Origin of the sequence: Pseudomonas sp. NFACC14 (genome assembly GCF_900106885.1) — a bacterium.
Classification (GTDB): Bacteria; Pseudomonadota; Gammaproteobacteria; order Pseudomonadales; family Pseudomonadaceae; genus Aquipseudomonas; species Aquipseudomonas fluorescens_AA.
On record NZ_FNOA01000009.1, the window covers coordinates 128,953 to 147,270 of the forward strand.

Genomic DNA, 18,318 nt, shown 5'->3' on the forward strand with positions numbered 1-18,318 from the left:
CTATCGCGAGCAAGCTCGCTCCCACATTGGTTTGTGGAGCTATCCACCACATAGCGTTTACAATCGCCGCCCTCTCCTCTTTCCCAAGGAACCGCCATGTCCGGGCTTGAACTGTTTGCCTCAGCCCTCGGCGTGATCGCCGTCTGGTTGACCGTCAAGCAGAACCCCTGGTGCTGGCCGATCGGCCTGGTCATGGTGCTGCTGTACAGCTGGATTTTTTTCGAGGTGAAGTTGTACTCGGACATGCTGCTGCAGGTTGTCTACGCGGTGCTGCAACTCTACGGCTGGTGGCAATGGACCCGTGCCGGGCGCAATCATGATGGGCGCCAGGTCAGCCGCCTCGGTGGGCCATCGGTGTTGCTCGGCCTGGCCCTCGGCGCGGCGGGCAGCTTGCTGTTGGGTGCCGCCATGGCCCACTGGACCGACGCCGCCCAGCCCTGGCTCGATGCCGCGCTCACGGGGTTCAGCCTCGTGGCCCAGTGGTGGATGGCGCAAAAACGCGTGCAATGCTGGCCGCTGTGGATCGCCCTGGACGTGATCTTCGTGGCTCTGTTCATCTACAAAGGCTTGCACCTGACCGCCGCACTCTACGCCCTGTTCACCCTGCTGGCCGTGCAAGGCTGGCGCGAATGGCGTGCCGACCCGGCCCTGCGCGCATGAAGGTGGTGGTCCTGACCGGCCCGGAGTCCAGCGGCAAGAGCTGGCTGGCGGCGCAATTGCAGGAACACTTCGGTGGAATGCGGGTGGATGAGTACGTGCGCCATTTCATGGAGCAGACCCAACGCGATACCTGCCTGGCCGACATCACCGACATCGCCTCCGGCCAGCTGGCCCGGGAAGACGAGGCGCGTGCCCATCGGCCGGCGCTGCTGATCCTCGACACCCACCTGTTGAGTAACATCCTCTGGAGCCAGACCCTGTTCGGCGATTGCCCGGAATGGCTCGAACCGGCGCTGCTGGCCCGTCATTACGACCTGCACCTGTTGTTGAGCCCAGAGCAGGTCGAATGGACGGGCGACGGTTTGCGTTGCCAGCCCGATCTGATGGAACGGCTGACGTTTTTCCAAGCGATCGAGACTTGGCTGAGGCGACATCGGCAACCTTTCCAGGTCATTCAGGGCAACTGGGTGCAACGCCGCCAGCAGGTGTTTGCAGCCGTTACCCAACTGCTTGAAGCGTGAACGCCGCTTGATCTGTTTCACTTCTGAAACAGCGCACTTCCACCAAACCCTGACTCAACCCCGTTTCATGCCCTTGTCATCAAGACTGTCAAGCTGCTGAAACACTCGCCTGAAAGCCTTGATCCAGAGCCCTGGAGCGGCTGATGGCCATTTGGCCGTCATGCACCTGTCTCAACGCTGAAACAGGATCCCTCCCTGAACGTCCATGCCTGAATCCAACCCATTGAATTGGCAGGCATTTCAAAATACGGCACAACACCTGCTCTTTCCCACTTCGCAACGCTGGACCAAGGCCAGCCCACCGAAGAAGGAATCGATGCCGTGGGGACTTTCGAAAGAAGTTTGACCTGTTTGCTAGTGATCGGCTGCGCCGCCAGCGCGATGCTCAGCCTGCCAGTACAGGCCGAAGGCAACGGCGTCATCGTGCTCAGCCGTGACGTACAACCCATCGCAATCGGTCGCAACGGCGGCAAAGATCCCTACCCGACCACCGTCAATGCCAACCCCTCCGCACGAATCAACCAAGCGACCGCCAGCACCGAACTGAGCGATGGCGAGTTCGCCAGCGTGGCCAGCGGCTCGTCGATCCGCAACATTGTCACCCCCAATACCGGTGTGCAGGGTTTGAACGTGGTCACCAACCCCAACGGCATGCCGGGCATGAATGCCGGTCACGGTGGCGGTAGTGGTGGCGCGATCTCGGGCACCATCAACCGCTCGTTGACTTCCGGCCTGGCCCCGCTGGGTCGGCTGGCGGGAGGACAGTGACATGAAGCCCGTGCTGTTCCTACTCGCCCTGATCGTGCTTTCCCTGCTCAGCTCTTTCACTGTATTTGCCGATTCGGGTGTCGCGGTGGTCAGCAACGCCAACCTGCAGGATTCCGGCAGCCATTACACCGGCAACTTCAACGTCAACCAGGCGGCCGGCGACCGGATCCAGCAAACCAACACCCGGGCCATCGCCATTGGCAGCCACGCCCAGGCAAGCACCCACGTGCAGCAACGTGTCGACACCCAGGCCGCCCCTTCCATGAACACCACCGCCCGCATCGGTGGCCACTCCTTCAGCAACGGCAACGGCGTGCTGGGCGTCAACCAGTCCGCCGGGGCCAACAACCAGATGGCCAATGTCATGCGGGTGGGCATCAGTGCTCATCCGCAGAGCATGGACGACAGCGCCCTGTCTCAACAGAACGTGGCGTTGTTACCGAACTCAGGAGCAACTGGCGCCCCAACCGGCAGTCGCCAGGTCGTTACCAGCGACCAGGCCTTCACCGGCAGCCGAGGGGTAATCCAGGTGAACCAGAGCGCCGGGGTGGGGAACCGAATGGCTAACACCCTGAGCATCCGGGTCGCTGACTGACCCGGGGGCTACATAAGAAAGTACCGACACTTAACCAACGACACGCAAGGAGAAACACCATGAAACCTACAATGGCACTCAAACCATTGGTTTTCGCTCTCGCCGCTGTCATGGCAATGGCTGCACAGGCTGGAGGAAACGATAACCATAATGGCCATGGCAATGGTCACGGGCATCAGCAAGGGCCGACGCTGGACCAGTTGCTCTCCATCAGTGCCGGGGCTGGGGCCGCGGTGCTGGATGAGCAGAACAGCGACGGCAACGTGGTGACCAACCAGGCCACCAAAAACACCGCCGAAGCCAAAGACTCGCTCAATGGCAGCAACGGCAACATGGGCGCCAACATTGCCGGCGGCGACGGCAACCAGCAGGACAACGCCGCCGCCCTGGCCACCGCCGACGAAAGCTTCATCTTCGGCTCGGCTGTCGCCGCCTCCAGCGCCACGCAGGTCAATAACAACAACTACGTCAAGAACAACTCCACGCAAAACAACGCCTCGCTCACCAATGCGGGCAACAACGGCTCCGGCAACATCGGTATCAACGTGACCGCCGGGAACTTCAACCAGCAGAAAAACAACCTGGCCATCGCCGTATCCGGGGGTCGTGTCGCACAGGCCTCGGCCGCGGCCGACCAGGCCTCCACCGGCCTTGTGGTCGACAACAAAGGCGTGCGGACCTACAAGACCGACACGCTCACCAGCACCTATAGCGCCTCAGGCACATTCAAGGCCAAAGGTACCGGTACCGCCGAAGACAACGATCATGGCGGCTGGGACAACAGAGGCGGCTACGGCGGCGGTCATGATGACGACAAGTTCAAGTTCTCCGCCGTGGGGACTTTCGAACTGGCCGGCAGCAACACCCAACAGGTGCTGACCCGCGACGGTTGGAAAAACCCTGTGATCAACAACGCCACCATGACCAACTCCATGAACGGCTTCTCCGGTAACGGCGGCGCCAACGTGTCGGCAGGCGTGGGCAACCAGCAAAGCAACTCGCTGTCCATCGCGGCCGGCTGCAAGGCTTGCATGTAAAAAAGTACCACTGTGGGGGTAGTAGTAGCTCTGTGGGAGCACAGCTCGCTCGCGATCGAGGTCGTCACGTACGGCCCCTCTGCTGGCTTCAAAACCGCTATCGCAAGCAGGCTTTGCTCCCACAGGCTCGTCCCCACAGGGGGCTTTTCCTGGATGTCCACTAGGCGTATTGATCATGCGTGTCACTGCCGTTTTCCTGCTGCTCTGCCTGGCTTGCATGGCCGAAGCGGCGCAGATGCCAGTCGCCGCCCTGCCTGGCGGCATGCTGGTCTACAAACCGGTGCAAAGCGTACGCGAACGTAAATTCAGCGACATCGTCGAGCAGAAAACCGACTTCAGTTGCGGCGCCGCCGCGCTGGCCACGGTGCTGCGCCAGGCCTATTGGCTTGACGTCGATGAAGAACACGTCATCAAAGGCATGCTGGTCAATGCCGACCAGAACCTGGTTCGCACCCAGGGGTTTTCCATGCTGGACATGAAGCGCTACGTGGAGACTATCGGCATGCGTGCCCGAGGCTACCGCATACCGCCAGAGAAGCTCGAAGCGGTGACGATTCCGGTCGTAGTCCTGATGGAAATACGCGGCTACAAGCACTTCGTGGTGTTGCAGCGGGCCGACAAGCAATGGGTCTACATCGGCGACCCGGTGCTGGGGCACAAGCGCTACGCCCACGATGAGTTCGTCAAAGGCTGGAACGGCATCGTCTTTGCGATCGTCGGCCCGGGCTACGACAAGACCAATGCACTACGCAGCCCTCCTCAACCCCTGACAGCCCGTAACAAGCTGGACGGTTTCAACCCGGTCAGGGATGCGGAACTGATGGATTTCGGCTTCATACAGAGCGACTTTTTCTAATCGCCGACCACTGCCAACAATAAGTACAAAAAAGGAGCAGGACGCTCCGGGAGCAGCACATGAAAACGTCACACTGGCTGTCGCTGGCCTGCCTGCTCGCGACCGCCTCGGGCTATGCCCATGCCGGCTTCAAACCCATCGAAGTCAAGGACCAGGAGCTTGCCGAGCTACGCGGTCGTTACGTCATGCCCGGCCGAGTCATCAGTTTCGGCATCGTCATGAGCAGTACCTGGCGCAACGCCAGCGGCGACTTGATCGGCGCCATCAGCACCATGCAGATCCAGGCCGCCACCGTCAAACCCGAGTTCTATGTCTCCACCATCAAGCAGACCGGCAATGGCAGCGTCCCCGAACAGGGCAGCGGCAACATTACCGGTGGCGCCGGCCTTGGCACGGGCCAGGGCGTGACCCAGAGCGTACGTGCCGCCGGCGACGGCAACACGGCCTACAACAACGTCAGCATCGATGTGAAAGAGAGCAACCAGGCACCGGCGCTCGTGCCTTCCCAGGGCCAACTGCTGACCAAGGGCCAGACCATCAGCGGCAGCAACGCCGCTGGCAGCGTCGCGGTTACCGCCACCGGCAGCGGCGTGCAAATGGCGATCCAGGCCAGCCACAACCAGGGCGGCACCTTGCAGCAAGTGGCCCAGGGCGGCTTGCTGCAAAACACTCGCCTGCTGGGCAATAGCAACCTGGTCAACAACATGACCCAGCTCAACGTGGTGCTGAACAACAACGGCCCCAGTGCCGGGGCACTGGACTGCAACCTGACCCAACTGCGCGGCCTCCGTAACCTCGGTTATTGAACTACGCTGTTTTCCGACCACTGGGCAAATAGGGACGGCATATTTCATGTATCGATCCGTATCGTTGCGCGCTGTGATGTGTTTAAGCACGTTGTTCCCGGCAGCCGTGTTGCAGGCGGCCCCGGACGCCGACATCGAGGCCCTGAAACAGGAACTTCTTGAGCTCAAGCAACGATACGAGGTCCAGCAGAAAGCCCTGGCGGTGCTCGAACAGCGGGTCCGCCAGGTAGAGGACCAACCCACCACGCCGCAGCCCAAGCGCCTGGCCAAATCCCCGGCCGACATGAAAGGCAACCAGACCGTGGCCGGCGGTGGCGCGACAACGGCCGGCGGCAGTGGCTATGGGCAATCCCTGGCCGATGATTCCCAGCCGGCCCAGAGTGTCTCCAATCTCTATGACGAGGCCAGCGGCTTCTTCGGCGGCGGCAGGTTCAGTTTCGAGACCGGCGTGACCTATTCGCGCTACGACACGCGGCAACTGATCCTCAATGGCTTCCTGGCCCTGGATTCGATTTTCCTGGGCAACATCAACCTCGACCGGATCAAGGCCGACACCTGGACGCTGGACCTCACCGGCCGCTATAACTTCGATAATCGCTGGCAGTTCGACCTTAACGTGCCAGTGGTCTACCGCGAATCCACGTATCAGTCAGGCGGCGCGAACAACGGCGCGGCCGGGGTCACCAGCGAAGAAACCGTGACCCGCGACCCGACCATCGGCGACGTCAACTTCGGCATCGCCTACAAGTTCATGGATGAGTCGATCAACTCTCCAGACGCGGTGGTCACCCTGCGGGTCAAGGCGCCCACCGGCAAGGACCCGTTTGGCATCAAGCTGCGCCAATCCCAGGCCAACACCAACCTGTTCGTACCTGACGACCTGCCCACTGGCAACGGCGTGTGGTCGATCACACCCGGGCTCTCGCTGGTCAAGACCTTCGACCCGGCGGTCTTGTTCGGCACCCTGTCCTACACCCATAACTTCGAAGAATCGTTCGACGACATCAGCTCCACCGTCAACCAGAAGGTGCCGGGCAAAGTACGGATCGGCGACAGCTTCCAGCTCGGTGCGGGCATTGCCTTCGCCTTGAACGAGAAGATGAGCATGTCATTCTCGGTCTCTGACCTGATTCAAAAGAAAAGCAAGCTCAAACAGGACGGCGGCGACTGGGAGTCGGTGGTCTCCAGCGACGCCAACGCCGGCTACTTCAATATCGGCATGACCGTCGCCGCGTCCGACAACCTGACCATCGTGCCCAACCTGTCCATCGGGCTGACCGACGATGCGCCGGATTTCACCTTCAGCCTGAAATTCCCGTATTACTTCTGATGCCCTCAGGGATATGTGATGGACACCTATCCCAAGGGCACTGCATAACCCTTGTGGGAGCGAGCTTGCTCGCGATAAGGCCTTTTCAGTCAGCATTGATACTGAATGAAAGGCCGCTATCGCGAGCAAGCTCGCTCCCACAATGGGTTGTATGTAGGCTGTTCTAGCGAATCTGATGCTTGTGCAGCAAACGATAGAACGTCGGCCGGGAGACGCCCAGCACCCGGGCGGCCACGCTCAGGTTGTCGCTGTGCCGGTTGAGCACATCGCTCAGGGCCTGGCGCTCGGCGCGGGTCTTGTAATCCTCCAGCGTGCCCATCGGCGCCGCGACGCCCTGGTGGCTGGCCAGCCCGAGGTCCCTCGCTTCGATTTGCCGCCCTTCGGCCAGCACCAACCCGCGACGGACGCGGTTGGCCAACTCCCGCACATTCCCGGGCCAGTCGTGCATGCCCATCGCCACCAATGCATCCTCGCTGAAGCTGCGGGGGCGGCGGCCGGTTTCCTGGCTGTAGAAATGGGAAAAGTGACTGGCGAGCATCGCCAGGTCGCCATGGCGTTCGCGCAAGGGCGCCATCGTCACTTGCAGCACGTTCAGGCGATAGTAGAGATCCTCGCGAAAACGCTTTTGTTCGATGGCCGCCTCGAGGTCCACATGGGTCGCCGCCAGGATCCGCACATCGACCGCAATCGGCTGGCTGCCACCGACCCGTTCAATGTGTTTTTCCTGCAGGAAACGCAGCAGGTTGGCCTGCAGCTCCAACGGCAGGTCGCCAATTTCATCGAGAAACAGCGTGCCTCCGTGAGCGGCCTCGATTCGTCCGATCTTGCGTTGGTGAGCGCCGGTAAACGCGCCCTTTTCATGCCCGAACAGCTCGGACTGGATCAGGTGTTCCGGAATGGCGCCGCAGTTGATGGCGATGAACGGCTTGTTGCGCCGGTGGGACTGACAGTGCAGGGTGCGCGCCACCAGTTCCTTGCCGGTGCCGCTCTCGCCGCGAATCAACACCGGCGACTCGGCAGGCGCCAACTTGCTCAATAACTTGCGCAGTTCGCGGATCGGCTTGCTGTCGCCCAGCAGTTCGTGTTCGGGCCGATCGATGTGAATCGAGCCCTGCCCCCGCAAGCGCGCCATGCCAAACGCCCGACCCAGTGTCACCTGGACCCTGGACACGTCGAACGGCAAGGTATGGAAGTCAAAAAACCATTCGCAGACAAAATCACCGACGTTTTGCAGGCGCAATACTTCCTGGCTGAGCACGGCGATCCATTCGGTGCCGCTACGGCTGATCAACTCCTTGACCGCTTCCGGACGCTCCAGGTGAAAAGGCTGCAAGCGCAACAGGCCGACGTCACAGGTCCGATCGCCGGCGTGTTCAAGGGCGCAACTGTCCACGTCCCAACCAATGCTGCGCAGACCTGGCAACAGGCGATGGCAATCGTCGCAGGGATCAACCACGAGCAGACGACGTGACGTACTGGCTTCGATCATGACTGATCCTTGGCGCCAAAATAAAAGAAATATGATTAGAAACAGTCGTTTGGCAAACCTGCATGTAACAGTAGCAAGAACTTGACGCCCCCTTGTATCAATTGATTATCGAGAACAGGTTAAAGTGGTTATAAGCAAGCGTTTCGTTAGTTGTCGCGGGTACTTTTCTTTCAGGGCGCTTTCAAACAAAAGACCAAAAGCCTGGTCTGAAAGAAAATCGAAATTTATTTAAATAATGTGTGACCCGCCTACGGGTTCGGGACATCAGTACAAGTAACCAGCCGCACGGTACGCCCAACCGACGGCACATCATTTGTTTGGGCACACTTAAGAGAAAATGCCATGAACGCCCCGCTCCGTATCAACGAAGCTCTTTTGATTGCCGACCGCGCATTCCGTCCTTTCCAATGCGTGGCCTGGGCTCCACAAGACGGTAACGGCGAACTCAGCCTGACCGTCATCGACCGCACCAATACCCATATTGGCCGCACTCAGATTCCAAGCAGCGCCTATACCGACCCGGTCCAACTGGCCGATCTGTTGAAGCAGGCCCGTGCCGAACTGAGCCAGGAAGGCTACACCTTGCAGTCTTGGTCGATGCCTGAATAAAACACTGCTAGGGCCTGTTATCGATTGCAGGCTTGGCATTGGGTTGTAAAGCCATTGTTATGGCACGCATCGCCCCTGTAACTGCAGTACCTGACAGTTGTGCATTGTCACATTCAGGGATTGAATGTTGCCCTCATGCAGTCATCGCCCGTTCGGGCCGGTCGACACGCAAGGAGAGGCAGGCATGCTCGATCAGTTCGCGTTTGAACTCCCCCCGGCCATGACCCACGCCGGGAAACTTGACCCAGGCTTTGCCGCCAACGGTAAAGCCTGGGTTCATTTCGAAGGCAGCACCTCGAGCCTGATCACCGGATTGACCCTCGACCGTGCCGACCGCATCCTGGTCGCGGCCAGGATCGAGACCGCCCATGGCAGCCGGTTCGGGCTGGCACGACTCAATCATGACGGTTCGACCGATCCGGGTTTCGGCAACCATGGCTGCGTGATCGGCGTGTTCGAACAGGGCTTCGAAGCGACGGCGGGCAAAGTGATCGAGCTACCCGACGGGCATATCCTGCTGTCCGGCCTGCACTACGAAAACAACGAGCACACCCTTCCCGCACTGGCGCTGTTCGATCAACAGGGCCGTGCCGTCCAGAACTTCGGCAACGCTGGCCGACACATCATCCGGCTCTGCGGCGACCTCTCCCAAGGCCTGCGCGATCCCTGGCTGCCGCCCGGCGTACCGGGGCTCGAGGCCTGCGACATGCAAGTGCAGGCCGATGGCCGGATCCTCTTGCTCGCCAACCATCACTACCAATTGTCCGACCATGTCGGCGTACTGATCCGGCTCCTGCCGGACGGGGCCCTGGATACCTCGTTCAACGGTCGCGGTTTCGTGATGGTCCGACGCGCGCTGAAAAATACCTGGCTCGGCTGCCTGATGCTCCAGGCTGACGGGCATATTGTCGTCGGCGGCGCGATTGACTTGCCCCAGCACGGCTTGATCGCCCGTTATGACAGCAGCGGCAAGCTCGATGACAGCTTCGGCGAAGAGGGCTTCCTGTCCATCCTGGCGCAGGGTCACAGCGTGATGGTCAGCCAGATCGTTCAGGATGCGAACGGCGATCTACAAGCCTTCGGCAGCAGCCGCGATCCGATGCACAGCCTGTCCCTGAAAGTGCGCCTGGACGGCACGCCGGACCGTCATTGCAACCAGGGCCAGTGCCAACTCATGGCGATCGGGCGCAACGCCAGCCAGTGGACCGCTGCCCGGCTTCAACCGGACGGCAAGCTGGTGACCGCTGGCGCCACCATCGGCGGTATCGAAGCCGACTTCGTGCTCGCCCGGCATTTGCCGGATGCCAGCCTCGATCCGGATTTCGGTGAAGGCAAAGGCTGGGTTCGCACTCGACTCGGCTACAGCCTGGACACCGCCACCGCCCTGGCGGTGCAGTCTGACGGTAGAATCCTGGTGGGCGGCTACTCGCTCCAGGGGCATTATCGAGCGGTGGTTGCGCGGTATTGGGCGTGAGTCAGATCGTCGTAGGCGAACGGTATTCACGCCTACGCTTGATATTCCCCATTTGTTACGGCAAGTTGCGCGCTTCTAATTAAAAGGAGCAGCCAATGTCCGGTTCGATGGCTCAAGCTTTCGCGCACAACTTTCTTGGGCAGTCCCCGCGCTGGTACAAGGCGTGCATCATCACCTTCCTGATTCTCAATGCCGTGGTGCTGTGGACCCTCGGCCCGGTGGTCGCCGGCTGGATGCTGGTCGTGGAGTTCATCTTCACCCTCGCCATGGCCCTTAAATGCTACCCGCTGATGCCTGGTGGGTTGCTACTGGTCGAAGCCCTGCTGTTGGGCATGACCACACCCAAGGCGCTGTACGACGAATTGGTGCATAACTTCCCGGTCATCCTGCTGCTGATGTTCATGGTGGCCGGAATCTACTTCATGAAGGACCTGCTGCTGTTCCTGTTCTCGCGCTTGCTCCTGGGTGTGCGCTCCAAGGCGCTGTTGGCCTTGATGTTCTGCTTTCTCTCGGCATTTCTGTCGGCGTTCCTCGACGCCTTGACCGTCACGGCGGTGATCATCAGCGCCGCGGTGGGCTTTTATTCGGTGTACCACCGTGTGGCATCGGGCAACGATCCACGCCAGGACAGCAGCATCGATGAAGACCACGACATGCCGTCGCTGCACCATGGTGACCTGGACCAGTTCCGGGCATTCCTGCGCAGCCTGCTGATGCATGGTGCCGTCGGCACGGCGCTGGGCGGCGTCTGCACCCTGGTGGGCGAACCGCAGAACCTGTTGATCGGCCATGAGATGGGCTGGCATTTCGCTGATTTCTTCCTGAAAGTCGCGCCGGTGTCGCTGCCAGTGCTGGTTGCCGGGCTGCTGACCTGCGTGGCCCTGGAAAAGCTGCGCTGGTTCGGTTATGGCGCGCTGCTGCCGGACAACGTCCGCACCGTGCTGGCCGATTACGCTGAGCAGGATAATCGCGAACGCACCGCACGCCAGCGCGCAGCCCTGGTCGTCCAGAGTCTTGCCGCGCTTATCCTGATCGTCTGCCTGGCCTTGCACATTGCCGAAGTCGGCCTGATCGGCTTGATGGTCATCGTGTTGATTACCGCCTTCACCGGCATCACCGACGAGCATCGACTGGGCAATGCGTTCAAGGACGCCATGCCGTTCACGTCGCTGCTGGTGGTGTTCTTTGCGGTGGTGGCGGTCATTCACGACCAGCAGTTGTTCACGCCGCTGATCCAGTGGGTCCTGGCTCTGCCCGCCGACCAGCAGCCCGGCATGCTGTTCATTGCCAACGGCCTGCTCTCGGCCATCAGCGACAACGTGTTCGTGGCCACCATCTACATCACCGAGGTCAAGCAGGCCTTCATCTCCGGCCACATGAGCCGCGAACAGTTCGAGACCCTGGCGGTGGCCATCAACACCGGCACCAATCTGCCGAGCGTCGCGACACCGAACGGCCAGGCGGCATTCCTGTTCCTGCTGACCTCGGCGATCGCACCGCTGATTCGCCTGTCTTATGGCCGGATGGTCTGGATGGCCCTGCCCTATACCGTGGTGATGGGCGGTTTGGGCTGGTATGCGGTGACTTACTGGCTGTAAGCAATTCCTGAGTAAAACCTGGGGCGAGGAACCTTGCTCCCGCTGGACTGTGCGTAGGAGCTGTCGAGTGCAACGAGGCTGCGATCTTTCCCCAGAGACTTGAGTATCAAGCGAAAGATCAAAAGATCGCAGGCTTCGCCAGCTCCTACAGGTCAGGACATCCTACGGCAGGATGTACCGCTCGATCGCCAGGGCTGCGCCGTCTTCGGTCACGGCGGCGGTCACCACATCCGCCTGGCGCCTGATCGCCTCATCCGCCTGGCCCATGGCAATCGATAATCCCGCCCGGTGAAACATCGCCGGGTCGTTGCCGCCGTCGCCCATGGCCGCGGTCTGCTCCAGCGGCACGTCGAGGAAGGCGGCCAGGGTCGACAGCGCTTCCCCTTTGTTGGCCTTCATCGCCGTCACATCCAGGTAGATCGGTTGCGAACGCGACACCTGGGCCTGCCCCTTGAGCAGCGGATGCAGCCGAGCCTCCAACTCTACCAGCAGGTCGGTGTTGGCGCTGGTGGCGACGATCTTGTCGATCCGCTCCAGGTAAGGTTCGAAACTCTCGACTTCGACCGGCGGGTAGCCCAGGCCACGCGTCTCCACCGGCACCATCGGCCCGTGGGCGTCGCGCACCAGCCAGTCGCCATCGGCGAATACCCAGACTTCGATGCCCGGCTGATCGGCGTACAGCGCCAGGGTGGCCAGCGCAGCCTCCGGCGGCAGGTAATGGACTGCGAGGAAACTGCCGTCGGGATGAACCAGCGTGCCGCCATTGAATGCCGCCGTGGGCAGGTCGACGCCCAGGGCCTCGATCTGCTGCAACATCGCCCGCGGCGGCCGCCCGGTAGCGAGGCTGAACAGCACACCGGCCTCACGCAATGCGCGAACCGCGGCGATGGTACGCTGGTTGATGCTGTGATCAGGCAGCAGCAGTGTACCGTCCATATCGCTGAGTAGAAATCGGATGGGGCGCTTCACCAGAACACTCATCCCAGGCCATGCCAGACGCGATTGTCGCGGGTCAGCAAGTCATCGGCGACCGCCGGGCCATCTTCGCCGGCCTTGTAGGGCTGGACCGTCGCGTCCTGCTGCCAGGCATCGAGGAACGGCTGCACGGCACGCCAGCCGTTTTCGATGTTGTCGGCACGCTGGAACAGGGTCTGGTCACCGGTCAGGCAATCGTAGATCAGGGTTTCGTAACCCGTGGACGGCTGCATTTCGAAGAAGTCCTTATAGGCAAAGCCCAATTCGATATTGGCCATGTCGAGCGCCGGCCCCGGCCGCTTGGCCAGCAGGTCGAACCACATGCCTTCATTGGGCTGAATCTGGATTCTCAGGTACGTGGGTTGCAGTTCGTCGACTTCAGTGTCGCGAAACTGCGCGTAAGGCGCCGGCTTGAAGCATATGACGATCTCCGTGTCGCGCACGCTCATGCGCTTGCCGGTACGCAAGTAGAACGGTACGCCCACCCAACGCCAGTTATCGATCATGACCTTGAGGGCCACGTACGTCTCGGTGTTGCTGTCGGCGGCGACGTTGGCTTCCTGGCGATAACCGGTCACCGCCTTGCCAGCGACTTCACCGGCGGTGTACTGGCCACGGATCGAGTTGGCGCGGGCCTGTTCCACCGACCAGGGCCGGATCGCCCCGACGACCTTGGCCTTTTCCCCACGCACCGCGTCGGCCCCAAACGCCGCTGGCGGCTCCATGGCCACCATCGCCAGCAGTTGGAACAGATGGTTGGGCACCATGTCCCGCAGGGCGCCGGTGTGCTCATAAAAACTGCCACGGGTTTCCACGCCGACGGTTTCGGCGGCGGTGATTTGTACGTGGTCGATGTAGTGGTTGTTCCAGAACGCCTCGAACAGGCTGTTGGAAAAACGGCTGACCAGAATGTTCTGCACCGTCTCCTTGCCCAGGTAATGGTCGATGCGATAGATCTGTTTCTCGCTCATGACCTTGAGCAGGCAGGCGTTCAGCGCCTCGGCGGTTTGCAGGTCGGAACCGAACGGTTTTTCGATCACCACCCGCCGGAATGCCCCCTCCTGCTCCTGAAGCAGCCCGGCCGCACCGAGGCGGCTGGCCACTTCACTGAAAAAGCGCGGCGCGGTCGCCAGGTAGAAGACCGCGTTGCCGGTGCCGCTGGCGGCGATTTTCGCCGCCAGCGCCTGGTAGGTGTCGTCATCGAGGAAGTCACCCTGGACGTAGCTGATGCCTTGGGCCAGCTTGGCCCACAGCGCCGGGTCGAGCGCGTGGTCGGCATCACCGCCCTTGCTCGCCGCTTCGTTACGGATGAAATCTTCGAGTTTCTTGGCAAAATCCACATCGCTGATGGCGTTGTGGTCAACCCCGACGATGCGCAGCCCATCATCCAGCAGACCGTCGCGACTGAGGTGGTAAAGCGCCGGCATGAGCAGGCGCTTGACCAGATCGCCATGGGCGCCGAACAGGAACAACGTGGTCGGCGGCGCGGGTTCTGCCTTGGATTTGCTGGCGATCGAGGTCATTTCTTCGGCGTCTCCACGTGGCCGCCAAAGCCGAAGCGCATGGCCGAGAGCATTTTGTCGCCGTAGGTACTTTGCTGGCGCGAGCGGAAACGGGCGAACAGCGAGCTGGACAGGACCGGAACCGGCACTGCTTGCTCGATGGCGGCCTCGATGGTCCAGCGCCCTTCCCCACTGTCGGCGACTTCACCGGAAAAACCGTCCAGTTTCGGATCGCTGGCCAACGCGTCGGCGGTCAAGTCCAGCAACCAGGACGACACCACGCTGCCGCGACGCCAGACTTCGGCGATATCGGCCACGTTCAGGTCGAAACGCTGCTCCGGTGGCAGGCTTTCGCTGGATTTGGTCTTGAGGATGTCGAAGCCCTCGGCGAAGGCCTGCATCATGCCGTATTCAATGCCGTTGTGGATCATCTTCACGAAATGCCCCGAACCCGCCGGGCCCGCGTGGATGTAGCCACGTTCGGCGCGGTCATCGTCGGATTTGCGGTCACGGGTGCGCGGGATATCGCCCATGCCCGGCGCCAGGCTGTCGAACAGCGGGTCCAGGCGCTTCACCACCTCGGCCTCGCCGCCAATCATCATGCAGTAACCTCGCTCCAGGCCCCAAACACCGCCGGAGGTGCCGACATCGATGTAGCTCAGGCCTTTTTCCAACAGGGCCTGGGCACGACGGATGTCGTCCTTGTAATACGTATTACCGCCGTCAATGATCACGTCGCCCGGCTCGAGCAACTCGCTGAGGACGTTGATGGTGTCTTCGGTGGGGGCGCCGGCCGGCAGCATGACCCAGACCGCCCGTGGTTTTTCCAGGCCGGCGACCAGCGCCGGCAGGTCCGCGACGCCCGTGGCGCCTTCCTGGCGCAGGTTTTCGACAAAAGCGGCATTGCGGTCATAGACGACGGTGGCGTGCCCATCGAGCATCAGGCGCCGCGCAATATTGCCGCCCATGCGGCCCAGTCCAATGATCCCGAGTTGCATGTGCTGATGCTCCCTACTACAAATAAAGGTGTGTCAAAGATTTAACACTATCGACTAATGGAGGTTAGTCCAGAGCATTGCTGCATAGTTTCCGGGTAATTCGAGCGATCACAAGGGATAACGCTCAAGATCCGGCCAAAGACACAGCGACCATGAAAAATAAAAAAGTTCCAATCACAAGCAAAAGAAATCAGAATCGGCGCCGATAGTAGAGGTGTCGACCAAATCATGGCGACATCTCTATAGTTGATGTACGCCATTTGCGAGGTGAGCAATGGGCCCTGTCGTTACCGCACGTCCTCCCCAAACCCTTTATGTGACCATTCGTCGCGATGAATTGCGCCTACTCAAGGAAGAACGCGATCTGCTGCTCGATGAAGTGACGCAGTTGCGCATGCAGCTGCAACACGCACAGCTGTCCCACCAGAGCCAGTCCCTGGCTCGGTAACCGCTCCAGAGGCACAGTCGAAGAAGTGACGCTGGTCAAACAGTGTCACTTCCATGCAAGTCCTGCCGTGCCCGCTTGCGGCGAGCATTCTATCTGTGGGAGCAAGGCTTGCCCGCGACGAACGATAACGCGGTTCAGCTGTACGACCGCGGTGCGGATATCGCGGGCAAGCCTTGCCACAGGTCCCGCCTCTAGAGACAAATCCCCTTGCCACAGGTGCATTCGCACCTCACATGCATTTTGTATCCGAAAAACTCACAAAGTTTTCACAACCGGCTCGTAATACTCCCGGCCTTTAGGGTTGCTCGGCGCAGGCCTGCGGTCACCAATCCGGTACCGGCAGCTTCGTCGATATAAGGCTGGAGCGCTTGATGAGCTTGTTCAAACGCAGCAAAACGACTGCGAAAGGTTTCGACTGGGCCGGACTCGGCTGGCTGTTTCTGTTCTTCTGGTACTTCTCGGGTATCACCCAACTGCTTATCCTGCTGAGCGACACCTCCGGTTTCACCGGCTTTCGCCAAGCGTTCGTGATGAGTGCGGTGTGGCTGGCCCCCCTGCTGCTCTTTCCCGCCCGTACACGCTTGCTCGCGGCATTGATCGGCGTGGTGCTGTGGGCTTGCTCCATGGCCAGCCTGGGCTACTTCTTCATTTACCAGCAGGAATTTTCCCAGAGCGTCATTTTCATCATGTTCGAATCGAACGTGTCTGAAGCCGGCGAGTACCTGACCCAGTATTTTGCCTGGTGGATGGTGGCGGCGTTCCTGGCCCACACCGTCGTTGGCTATTGGCTCTGGACCCGCCTGCGTCCGGTGTACCTGCCCCGGGGGCAAGCCTTGGTGGCGGCCGCGGTCATCGTGCTCGCGGTGGTCGGTTATCCGCTGATCAAGCAGACCCAGCGCACCGGCAGCTTCGCCGGTGGCCTGGAGAAGTTCGAAGATCGCATCGAGCCGGCCGTGCCGTGGCAGATGCTGGTGGCATATCGTCGCTACGGTGAACAGCTGGAAAACATGCAAGGCATGCTCCACAGCGCCAGCAAGATTGCGCCCCTGGGCAATCTCAAGGATGCCAGGGCAGAACAGCCGGCCACCCTGGTGCTGGTGATCGGCGAATCCACCAACCGCCAGCGCATGAGCCTGTACGGTTACCCGCGGGAAACCACGCCGGAGCTGGACAAGCTCAAGGACCAGCTTTCGGTGTTCGACAATGTCATCACCCCGCGCCCCTACACCATCGAAGCGCTGCAGCAGGTGCTGACGTTCGCCGACGAGGAGAATCCGGACCTGTACCTGAGTACGCCATCGTTGGTCAGCATGATGAAGCAGGCCGGCTACAAGACCTTCTGGATCACCAACCAGCAGACCATGACCAAGCGCAACACCATGCTCACGACCTTTTCCCAACAGGCCGACGAACAGGTGTACCTGAACAACAACCGCAACCAGAATGCCGCGCAATACGATGGCGACGTGATCGAGCCGTTCAACAAGGCCTTGGCCGACAGCGCCCCGCGCAAGCTGATCGTGGTGCACCTGCTCGGCACCCACATGAGCTATCAGTACCGGTATCCGCCGACGTTCAACAAATTCACTGACCGCCAGGGCGTACCGGCGGGCCTGCGTGATGATCAGGTCCCGACCTACAACAGCTACGATAACGCCGTGCTGTACAACGACTTTGTCGTGTCCAGCCTGATCAAGGATTACGCCAAGACCGACCCCAACGGCTTCCTGCTGTACCTCTCGGACCACGGCGAAGACGTGTTCGATTCGCAGGGGCACGGCACGCTGGGTCGTAACGAAGGCAAGCCGACCGCACCGATGTACACCATTCCTTTCATGGCCTGGGCTTCGCCCAAGTGGCGCGAAAACCATGACTGGAACTTCGCCGGCGACCTGTCACGGCCCTACAGCAGCTCACACCTGATCCACACCTGGGCGGACCTGGCCGGCTTGAGTTTTGACGAGCTGGACCGCAGCAAGAGCCTGGTCAGCGATGACTTCAAGGCCCGCCCGCTGCTGATCGGCAACCCGTATCAAACCCCACGCAAGGCCCTGATCGATTTCAGCCTGATGCAGCCCAAGGCGCCACTGGCCGAAGTCGTGCAGAAATAACCGAAACCGACCGGATGCCCGCTTTCACAGGGGCTTGATCCAGAACTGCATAGGGCCGTGGGCTGGATCGAACATGCCGGGGGCAAAGCCGAACTTGGCGTAGCTGCCCCGTGCCACGGCATTTTCCTGGAGCACTTCCAGGGTAATCTTGCAGCAACCGCGCTGGCGGGAAATATCCTCGACCTTCTGCAGCATCTTCTGGCTCAACCCGAGGCCGCGAAATTCCGGCATCACCGCCACGTCGTGGATGTTCACCAAAGGCCGGCAGGCGAAGGTTGAAAAACCTTCGAAACAATTGACCAGCCCCGCCGGCTCGCCATTGACGAAAGCCAGCACGCTGAAAGCATGAGGGCGCTTGGCCAGCTCCTCGGGCAGATGCAACAGCACCTCGGCCGGCAACGGATGCCCTCCGCCCATCGGGTCCTGCGCATAGCCGTCGAGCACATGACAGATCGCTTCGGCGTGGATCGGGTTGGTGTAGCTGGCTTGCAGGACAAGGATGTCCTTGGCTTCTTCCATGACCTTCCATCTCACTTCGGTA

At 60.9% G+C, this 18,318-nt stretch carries 18 protein-coding genes; 13 read left to right on the forward strand and 5 right to left on the reverse strand.

Annotation, left to right across the window (positions count from 1 at the left end):
* The first annotated feature begins 96 nt into the window (after positions 1-96).
* The 8 genes from pnuC (at position 97) to BLU85_RS15790 (ending at position 6,573) form a co-directional block, all read left to right on the forward strand.
* Entirely contained in the window at positions 97-660 is a 564-nt protein-coding gene (pnuC, locus tag BLU85_RS15755) for a nicotinamide riboside transporter PnuC (protein ID WP_092200755.1), read from the forward strand.
* Entirely contained in the window at positions 657-1,181 is a 525-nt protein-coding gene (locus tag BLU85_RS15760) for an AAA family ATPase (RefSeq protein ID WP_092200752.1), read from the forward strand. The genes pnuC and BLU85_RS15760 overlap by 4 nt, the downstream gene beginning before the upstream one ends.
* Before the next feature lie 321 nt (positions 1,182-1,502).
* Positions 1,503-1,949 carry a hypothetical protein gene (locus BLU85_RS15765; RefSeq protein WP_092200749.1) on the forward strand — a complete coding sequence of 149 codons (447 nt, stop codon included), beginning with the start codon at positions 1,503-1,505 and terminating at the stop codon, positions 1,947-1,949.
* A 1-nt stretch (position 1,950) separates the two neighbouring features.
* Positions 1,951-2,544: an adhesin gene (locus BLU85_RS15770; RefSeq protein ID WP_092200746.1), complete on the forward strand. Its 594-nt coding sequence runs from the start codon at positions 1,951-1,953 to the stop codon at positions 2,542-2,544.
* A gap of 59 nt (positions 2,545-2,603) precedes the next feature.
* Positions 2,604-3,581, forward strand: a complete 978-nt coding sequence (locus BLU85_RS15775; protein WP_092200743.1) for a heme utilization protein — start codon at positions 2,604-2,606, stop codon at positions 3,579-3,581.
* Between the two features lie 175 nt (positions 3,582-3,756).
* On the forward strand, positions 3,757-4,437 hold the full coding sequence (locus BLU85_RS15780; RefSeq protein WP_092200740.1) for a C39 family peptidase: 681 nt from the start codon (positions 3,757-3,759) through the stop codon (positions 4,435-4,437).
* Between the two features lie 59 nt (positions 4,438-4,496).
* Complete coding sequence (locus BLU85_RS15785) at positions 4,497-5,243, forward strand: hypothetical protein (protein WP_092200737.1); 747 nt, start codon at positions 4,497-4,499, stop codon at positions 5,241-5,243.
* A 46-nt stretch (positions 5,244-5,289) separates the two neighbouring features.
* Positions 5,290-6,573: a transporter gene (locus tag BLU85_RS15790; protein WP_092200734.1), complete on the forward strand. Its 1,284-nt coding sequence runs from the start codon at positions 5,290-5,292 to the stop codon at positions 6,571-6,573.
* Between the two features lie 163 nt (positions 6,574-6,736).
* On the opposite strand, the gene BLU85_RS15795 is transcribed toward BLU85_RS15790, so the two are convergent.
* The gene (locus BLU85_RS15795) at positions 6,737-8,062 is read right to left on the reverse strand and encodes a sigma-54 dependent transcriptional regulator (RefSeq protein ID WP_092200731.1); all 1,326 of its coding nucleotides are present in this window, start codon (positions 8,060-8,062) and stop codon (positions 6,737-6,739) included.
* 342 nt (positions 8,063-8,404) lie between these two features.
* On the opposite strand from BLU85_RS15795, the gene BLU85_RS15800 reads away from it, so the two are divergent.
* From BLU85_RS15800 to nhaB, 3 genes are all read left to right on the forward strand, one after another.
* Positions 8,405-8,671, forward strand: a complete 267-nt coding sequence (locus BLU85_RS15800) for a hypothetical protein (protein ID WP_013693488.1) — start codon at positions 8,405-8,407, stop codon at positions 8,669-8,671.
* 184 nt (positions 8,672-8,855) lie between these two features.
* The gene (locus BLU85_RS15805; protein WP_092200728.1) at positions 8,856-10,145 is read left to right on the forward strand and encodes a hypothetical protein; all 1,290 of its coding nucleotides are present in this window, start codon (positions 8,856-8,858) and stop codon (positions 10,143-10,145) included.
* 95 nt (positions 10,146-10,240) lie between these two features.
* Positions 10,241-11,743: a sodium/proton antiporter NhaB gene (gene nhaB, locus BLU85_RS15810; protein ID WP_092200725.1), complete on the forward strand. Its 1,503-nt coding sequence runs from the start codon at positions 10,241-10,243 to the stop codon at positions 11,741-11,743.
* Positions 11,744-11,905: 162 nt separating this feature from the next.
* Here the strand turns inward: nhaB and BLU85_RS15815 are convergent, their stop codons facing one another.
* From BLU85_RS15815 to gnd, 3 genes are read right to left on the reverse strand one after another with little or no spacing between them, the layout of a single operon-like run.
* Positions 11,906-12,724 (reverse strand): HAD family hydrolase, encoded by an 819-nt coding sequence (locus BLU85_RS15815; RefSeq protein WP_092200722.1) that lies wholly within the window; start codon positions 12,722-12,724, stop codon positions 11,906-11,908.
* Positions 12,721-14,241 (reverse strand): glucose-6-phosphate dehydrogenase, encoded by a 1,521-nt coding sequence (gene zwf, locus BLU85_RS15820; protein WP_092200719.1) that lies wholly within the window; start codon positions 14,239-14,241, stop codon positions 12,721-12,723. Before zwf ends, BLU85_RS15815 begins: the two co-directional genes overlap by 4 nt.
* A complete protein-coding gene (gene gnd, locus BLU85_RS15825) occupies positions 14,238-15,218 on the reverse strand; it encodes a phosphogluconate dehydrogenase (NAD(+)-dependent, decarboxylating) (protein WP_092200716.1) in 981 nt (326 codons plus the stop codon). Before gnd ends, zwf begins: the two co-directional genes overlap by 4 nt.
* A gap of 274 nt (positions 15,219-15,492) precedes the next feature.
* Between gnd and BLU85_RS31170 the strand changes: the two genes are divergently transcribed.
* Positions 15,493-15,666: a DUF6026 family protein gene (locus tag BLU85_RS31170; protein ID WP_013693491.1), complete on the forward strand. Its 174-nt coding sequence runs from the start codon at positions 15,493-15,495 to the stop codon at positions 15,664-15,666.
* Positions 15,667-16,037: 371 nt separating this feature from the next.
* Positions 16,038-17,777, forward strand: coding sequence for a phosphoethanolamine transferase CptA (locus BLU85_RS15830; RefSeq protein WP_092200713.1), 1,740 nt, complete (start codon positions 16,038-16,040; stop codon positions 17,775-17,777).
* A gap of 24 nt (positions 17,778-17,801) precedes the next feature.
* On the opposite strand, the gene BLU85_RS15835 is transcribed toward BLU85_RS15830, so the two are convergent.
* Complete coding sequence (locus BLU85_RS15835; protein ID WP_092200710.1) at positions 17,802-18,296, reverse strand: GNAT family N-acetyltransferase; 495 nt, start codon at positions 18,294-18,296, stop codon at positions 17,802-17,804.
* Positions 18,297-18,318 lie beyond the last annotated feature (22 nt).